The sequence below is a fragment of the Gaoshiqia sediminis genome (assembly GCF_025907915.1).
Classification (GTDB): domain Bacteria; phylum Bacteroidota; class Bacteroidia; order Bacteroidales; family Prolixibacteraceae; genus Gaoshiqia; species Gaoshiqia sediminis.
Genome location: NZ_JAPAAF010000032.1, coordinates 44368 through 51128 on the forward strand (window position 1 = coordinate 44368; position 6761 = coordinate 51128).

Below are 6761 nucleotides of genomic sequence, written 5' to 3' on the forward strand. Positions count from 1 at the left end.
GGTTGAAATTTGGTCATTTTTTTTAAAAGTAACGCGGCGACGCGTAGCGTGTTTTGACTGAGCTCAATTCATACGAAACCATGATTTCGTGTGTCCCGTTATGATACTTTCTGATTTGTGAGGTATCAAAATCGACTGCGTAACCTAATCGTAATTTATTATTAATCACAAACTGTGTGTTAAAACCAAACATGCCAACCGTACGAACCATTGCACCCAGCCAAAATTTATCATTCAACAAAAAACTGGCATTCAAATCACCTACTACCGGCGAACCTTTAACGTAACGTGTGATGAACGAAGGCTTAAATTTTAAGGACTCGCTCAGTTCAAACACATAACCTCCTATCAACGTGAAATGCCTCATTTCAAGTTCAGTTTTAATTTTTTCCGGTCCTTGTTCAAAATCATTTTGCATCATTTTAGGAACGGATAGCCCCACGTAATAACTTGGTGAATGTAAATAGGCGCCAATCCCAAAATTCGGCATAAACTTCTCCTCAATCACCCCATCAAAGGCCGGATCGTGATCATCAACCGAGGTATAAGTGATATATTTCGACAAGTCATTTTGATAACTGGTAAATCCGGCCTTAATTCCCAACCGTAAATATACATTTTGATCCAGTTTTAAACGATAAGAATAATCCGAAAAAACGGCGAACCTTTTTTCTTCACCAATCCGATCATGGATAACCGACAAGCCCAATCCCACATTTTCATTTCGCATAGGCGCCTGAATCGTAAAGGTCTGAGTTTCTGGCCCACCTTCGAAACCTACCCATTGATAACGGCCCAATGCCATAAACCCGATACTCTGCCAGGTTCCGGCATAGGCCGGATTGTATGCCTGAACGTTAAACATGTATTGACTATACATGGGATCTTGCTGGCCGTAGGAACCCTTCGCTACAGCCAGTAGCACCAGCAGGCCAATTATATATTTGTATTCGAATCGCTTCATCTCCATCTGATTTACCTGTTAATATATATAATGCCCTTCTGTACATTGGAACTATCGAGAACCAGGATAAAAAGGTACGTACCGGCAGGTAAAATCTTGCCGCTCACCTGATCGCGACCATCCCACCAGGCATCCGGCTCGCCATGCACCTGGATATTGCCAAACTGTTCCTTTTCAAACACTCTTACCCCCCAGCGGTTGTAAACTTCCAGCCGGGCATTCGGGAAGTTATGCAGGCCTCTTACCCTGTAAAAATCATTCACCCCATCATTATTGGGTGAGAAAGCATTGGGAATTAAAATATCGCACAATTCCGGATCGAGATAATCAGGGACTCCATTCGAATTACAATCATCGTTCAGGAGATCGTCATCACTATTCCCATCCTCATCAATCGACAGCATGCCATCATTGTCATCATCGGCATCCTGAAAATCGGATACGCCATTACCGTCTGTATCGATCAACACAATCGGGGTACCGCCGGATTCCGGGTCATATACGTCATCCCAACCATTCCCGTTGCTGTCCACACCCGAAGGTGGACGATAGGCTGCTGCTCCCTGGGCTTCATAACTATCTGACAAACTATCATTATCCGAGTCCGGATCGAGCCGGTCGGGGATGCCATCATCGTCACTGTGTATATCATTACCCAACTCATCCATCTCGTCCACATCCAAAATGCCGTCATTATCATCATCGATATCAGCAAAGTCATCAATACCGTCGCCATCCGTATCCAGAACCAGCACTACCTTTGCCTGGGCGCACAGTGCAGGGAAAGCATCATCACACACTTCATAGATAAACGAATCTTTGCCGAAATAAAAGGCATCAGGAGTATATGTAAATGTACCGTCGGCCGTGAGGATGACCGTGCCATGCTCGGGTGCCAAAACCACAACGGTATTTGCAGTAACCGGATCACCATCAGGATCGTAGTCGTTATCCAATATGTTGGCCAGCTCATCGGTCCAAATGAAGTAATCATTAATTGCGATGGGCCGGTGATTTTCACCAGACACATTCAGGTAAACGGTTGCCTGATCGCAGGCTACAGGATCTCCGGTATCGCAGACCTGATAAGTAAACTGGTCAGGACCACTGTAATCTACCTCGGGCTGGTAATTGAAAGACCCGTCACTATTGAAAAGAAGCGAACCATGCGCTGGTTGATCCAGCAGAGTATAAGCGGTCTCTTCACCTTGCGGATCGTAATCATTCCGGGAAACATTCCGGGAAACCGACCCATTGATCTTGGTGGCATAACTGTCGTCAACAGCCACTGTGGTATTGTTGCTGGCATTCGGATCAATGAAAATATTGACATAGGCCGAGTTACATTTCGGCACTACTGCGGGGTCGCACACTTCATATTTAAACGAAACTTTCCCCGTAAAACCGGTTGGTGGCGTATAAACGAACGTGCCATCCGCGTTCAGCGCCAACGTTCCGGCTGACGGAGCCACCTGCGGGGTCGTATTCAAACTCAACGGATCACCGTCCGGATCAAAATCATTGGTTAACACATTGCCCGAAACCGGGAGGTTCATCTGTCCCTGCAAAATATCATCGTTCGCTACCGGGGACTGATTTTCTGTCGGTCGGTCATTGATTACGGTGATGAACACGGTAGCGCTTCTTTCACCACCTGCACCGTCAGCTAATTGGTAGGTAAACAGATCTTCGCCAACATAGCCAGTATTGGGTGCATACAGGTACGAGCCATCCGAATTGAAAACCACGGCCCCGTTAACCGGATTGGTCAGCAAGGAAGGGATCAAGACATCGCCGTCCACATCATAATCATTGGTCAGCACATTCCCGGAAACCGATACATCTACAAATGTATTGTTGATATCGTCCACAGCTACAGGCGGATCATTTTTCGGCATCACCGTCAGCGACACCACGGCATCGTCACATTGTCCGTCGGCATCACAAATCTGGTACGTAAACTGGTCGGGCCCGTAATAATTCTTCGAAGAGGTGTATGAAATGGTACCATCGGTATTGATCACCGCCGTTCCGTTCGCAGGACTGGTAACCACACTCAGCGTATTAGCTAACAGATTATTGTCGCAATCCAAATCATTTAGCAACACCGAAAGGCGGGAAGTAGCGTCTTCATCCACCGAAAAGACATCATCCAGAGCCAAGGGTGAGCTTTTTACGGTTACCGTTTGAATGCAGGTTGATATATTCTGATTCACATCAACGAATACCCAAAAGACAACCGTTTGTCCAACCGGATAATTACCATCAGCATTGGAAGTGTTATTGAAGCTGTTTACCGCCGATGCCATGCCGCAATTATCGCTGTAAACCGGATCGGGAACATCAACAAATACGCTGCACACACTACCTGACCGGAAGGTTTCCGTCACACTTTCGGCACATGAAATGGCTGGTGGTGTATTATCAACAACGGTTAGATTAAAAGAACACCGGCTCTCATTTCCTTCACTGTCGCGGAAAACATAGGTAACCTGCGTAGTTCCTTTCGGGAATTCGTCGCCCGGAGCTTGGGTTTGGCTGTAAACCGGCACATCTCCATCGAAACTGTCCGTAGCGGTCGGTTCCGTCCAGCTAACCCGTTGCGAACAAGTTGAACGATCACCGTCATTACTGTAAAAGGTGATGTTGCCCGGACAATTGCTAATGATAGGGGCTGTATTGTCCACCAGGGTTACCGAAAAAGAACAGGTATTTTGATTACCATTGCTGTCTTCAAAAACATAGGTAACCGTTGTAGTACCCTTGCTAAAAACATCACCTGGTGTATGGCTGCGGCTCACGAAAGTCAGTGAACCATCGCAATTATCCTCGGCAGTTGGCTCTATCCAACTGACCGGTTTTGAACCTTGCGTTTCATCGTCGTCGCTGTAAACGGTAATATTTGCCGGGCAACCGCTAATTGCAGGCGGAGTATTATCAATAACCGTCACCGTAAATGAACAGGTCGCCTGGTTCCCCTCGCTATCTCGGAAGGTATAACTCACCGTTGTTTCCCCTTCATTAAATGGAGTACCGGGAGCATGGCTCCGGCTGGTAAAAGCAAGCGGGCCATCACAATTATCGGTTGCAGCAGGTTCGGTCCAGCTCACCGCCTGCAAACAAGCGTTGGGGTCTCCGTCTTCGGTGTAAAAGACCACATTGCCCGGACAAGAGCTGATTACCGGAGCTGTATTATCGATAACCGTCACATCGAAGGAGCAAGAGCTTTGGTTGTCTTCGCTGTCCTTGAATACATAGACAACCTTTGTTGTTCCTTCCGGGAAAGCAGATCCCGGCGCGTGTGTCCTGCTGAAATACGGAACCGGCCCGTCGTAATCATCAACGGCAGTAGGTTCTGTCCAGGTAACTGACTGAGCACAATTAACCGGGTTACCGTCTTCGGTAGAAACCGTGATATCAATGGGGCAATTGCTAATGATTGGTGCCGCTTCGTCGATCACGGTCACGTCAAAGATACAGGTGCTCTGGTTTCCTTTGCTATCTTCAAAAACATAGGTAACTTCCGTGGTTCCCTTCGGAAATTCATCGCCCGGAGCATGAGAACGGCTCTTATAGGGAACAGGGCCCTCGCAATTATCACTCGCTGTAGGTTCAGTCCAGCTAACTGTTACCAGGCTGGCGCTTTTTGTTTCTTCGGTACTGTAAACGATTATATCTTCCGGGCAGTCTGAAATCACCGGAGCAGTATTGTCAACCACTGATACATTGAATGTGCAAGTATTCTGGTTTCCATCAGTATCTTCAAAAATATAGGTAACCGGAGTTACCGTACCTACATTAAACGTTTCACCGGGAGCATGGGTACGACTTTTGTAACTCAGCGATCCGCCACAATTATCCGTAGCAGTAGGTTCGGCCCAGCTTACCGCCTGGTTACAATTTGACGGGTTTCCGCTGCTGGTGTTAAAAATAATGTCATTAGGACAACCACTGATTACCGGTTTGGTATTATCCTCCACCGTTACGGTGAAAGAACAAGTGGCTGTGTTGTTGGCAGCATCTTTAAAGGTATAAGTTACCTCTGTTGTTCCTTTAGGGAACGATGCCCCTGGAGAATGAGTTTTGCTGCTGACCACCACTGGCCCATCGCAATTATCAGTAGCCGTAGGCTCTGTCCAGCTGTAAATCTGGGAACAAGTCGACGGATTACCGCTTTCGCTGTACAAAGTAATATTTGACGGACACCCGTTGATAACAGGAGAAGTATTATCCACCACAGTTACGGTAAAAGAACACGTGCTTTCATTTCCGGCACTATCCTTAAAAATATAAGTTACCGTTGTCGTTCCTTTGGGGAATTCATCTCCTGAAGAGTGGGTTTGACTGAAAGGGGTGGTTAACAGACCATCTTCATCATCGATAGCCGTAGGTTCAGCCCAACTGACAGTTTGCTTACAAGAGCCAGGACTTCCTGCTTGCGTTGTTACAGTAATATTCCCGGGACAATTACTAATCGTGGGTGGGGTTGTATCCGGAACTTCATTTACAGTGAATACAGCCGCATCGCTTCCCTCCAAGCCACCCGGATCTCTCGCTGTAAAGGTGATTGTTTCGACCCCAAACCATTTTGACGAAGGTGTTGTGATCGTTGCGACACGATTGGTTATAGTAACAATCAGGTCTGTATTACCAGAATAGGTCCAGGTAATCTCGGAATCTGCATTATCCGGATCATTAACAAATATATCTAAACTGATTGTTCCGAAGCTACCCCCCTCCGAAATAGTTTGAGGTGGAATATCACTCACAACGGGGGCATCATTTTCGGCTGTCACCGTGAAAGTTGCAGCATCGCTGTCGCTCAAACTGCCTGGGTCGGTAGCCGTAAAGGTGATCGTTTCGCTGCCATTCCAGTCCTCCGATGGAGCTGTGATCGTCGCAACACGGCCAATACTAATAACAACAGACAGTTGACTTTGCCCGGATGCAGTCCAAATTATCTCTGAATCCAAATTGTCGATATCAGAAACATACGCATCAAGGTTGATCGTAGAAAAAATATTGCCCTCACTGATGTTCTGATCCGAAATGTTACTTACCACAGGAGCATCGTTAATCGCTGTTACCCTGAACGTAGCCGCGTCACTGTCGCTCAGACTGCCCGGGTCGGTAGCCGTAAAGGTGATCGTTTCGCTGCCGTTCCATTCAGCAGATGGAGCGGTGATCGTGGCAACGCGGCTTGCGCTGATGGTTACCGTCAATTGGCTTTGACCCGTTGCCGTCCAGGTCATCTCCGAATCCGAATTGTCCGGATCGGTCACATAATTATCCAAACTGATCGTGATGAAACTGCTCCCTTCGGCAATCGTCTGCCCCGGTATATCGCCAACCACCGGGGCATCGTTGACTGAGGTGACCGTGAAAGTGGCAGCATCGCTGTCGCTCAAAAGGCCAGGGTCGGTCGCCGTAAAGGTAATTGTCTCGTTGCCGTTCCAGGTGGGCGATGGTGCCGTGATCGTAGCAACCCGGCTTGCACTGATGCTCACTGTCAAGTCCGTATTTCCTGCATAACTCCAGCTTATCTCCGAATCTGCATGGTCAGCATCGCTCACGTAATCATCCAGGTTGATCGTGGTAAAGGTGTTCCCTTCACTGATCGTTTGATCGGGAATGTTACTCACCACCGGGGCATCGTTGACCGAGGTGACCGTGAAAGTGGCAGCATCGCTGTCGCTCAAAAGGCCCGGGTCTTTTGCCGTAAAAGTGATCGTTTCGCTGCCATTCCAGTCCCCCGATGGAGCTGTGATCGTGGCAACGCGCCCCGCGCTGATAGTTA

The 6761-nt window shown here is 47.7% G+C and carries 2 protein-coding genes; both read right to left on the reverse strand.

The window, feature by feature from the left end; genetic code table 11:
- Positions 1-22: 22 nt before the first annotated feature.
- Positions 23-964, reverse strand: coding sequence for a PorP/SprF family type IX secretion system membrane protein (locus N2K84_RS16120; RefSeq protein ID WP_282592861.1), 942 nt, complete (start codon positions 962-964; stop codon positions 23-25).
- Between the two features lie 11 nt (positions 965-975).
- A complete protein-coding gene (locus N2K84_RS16125) occupies positions 976-6663 on the reverse strand; it encodes an HYR domain-containing protein (protein ID WP_282592862.1) in 5688 nt (1895 codons plus the stop codon).
- Positions 6664-6761: the final 98 nt, after the last annotated feature.

Coding starts and splice junctions, on each gene's coding strand:
- N2K84_RS16120 (WP_282592861.1), bottom strand. CDS start 964: ATGAAGCGATTCGAATACAAATATATAATTGGCCTGCTGGTGCTACTG.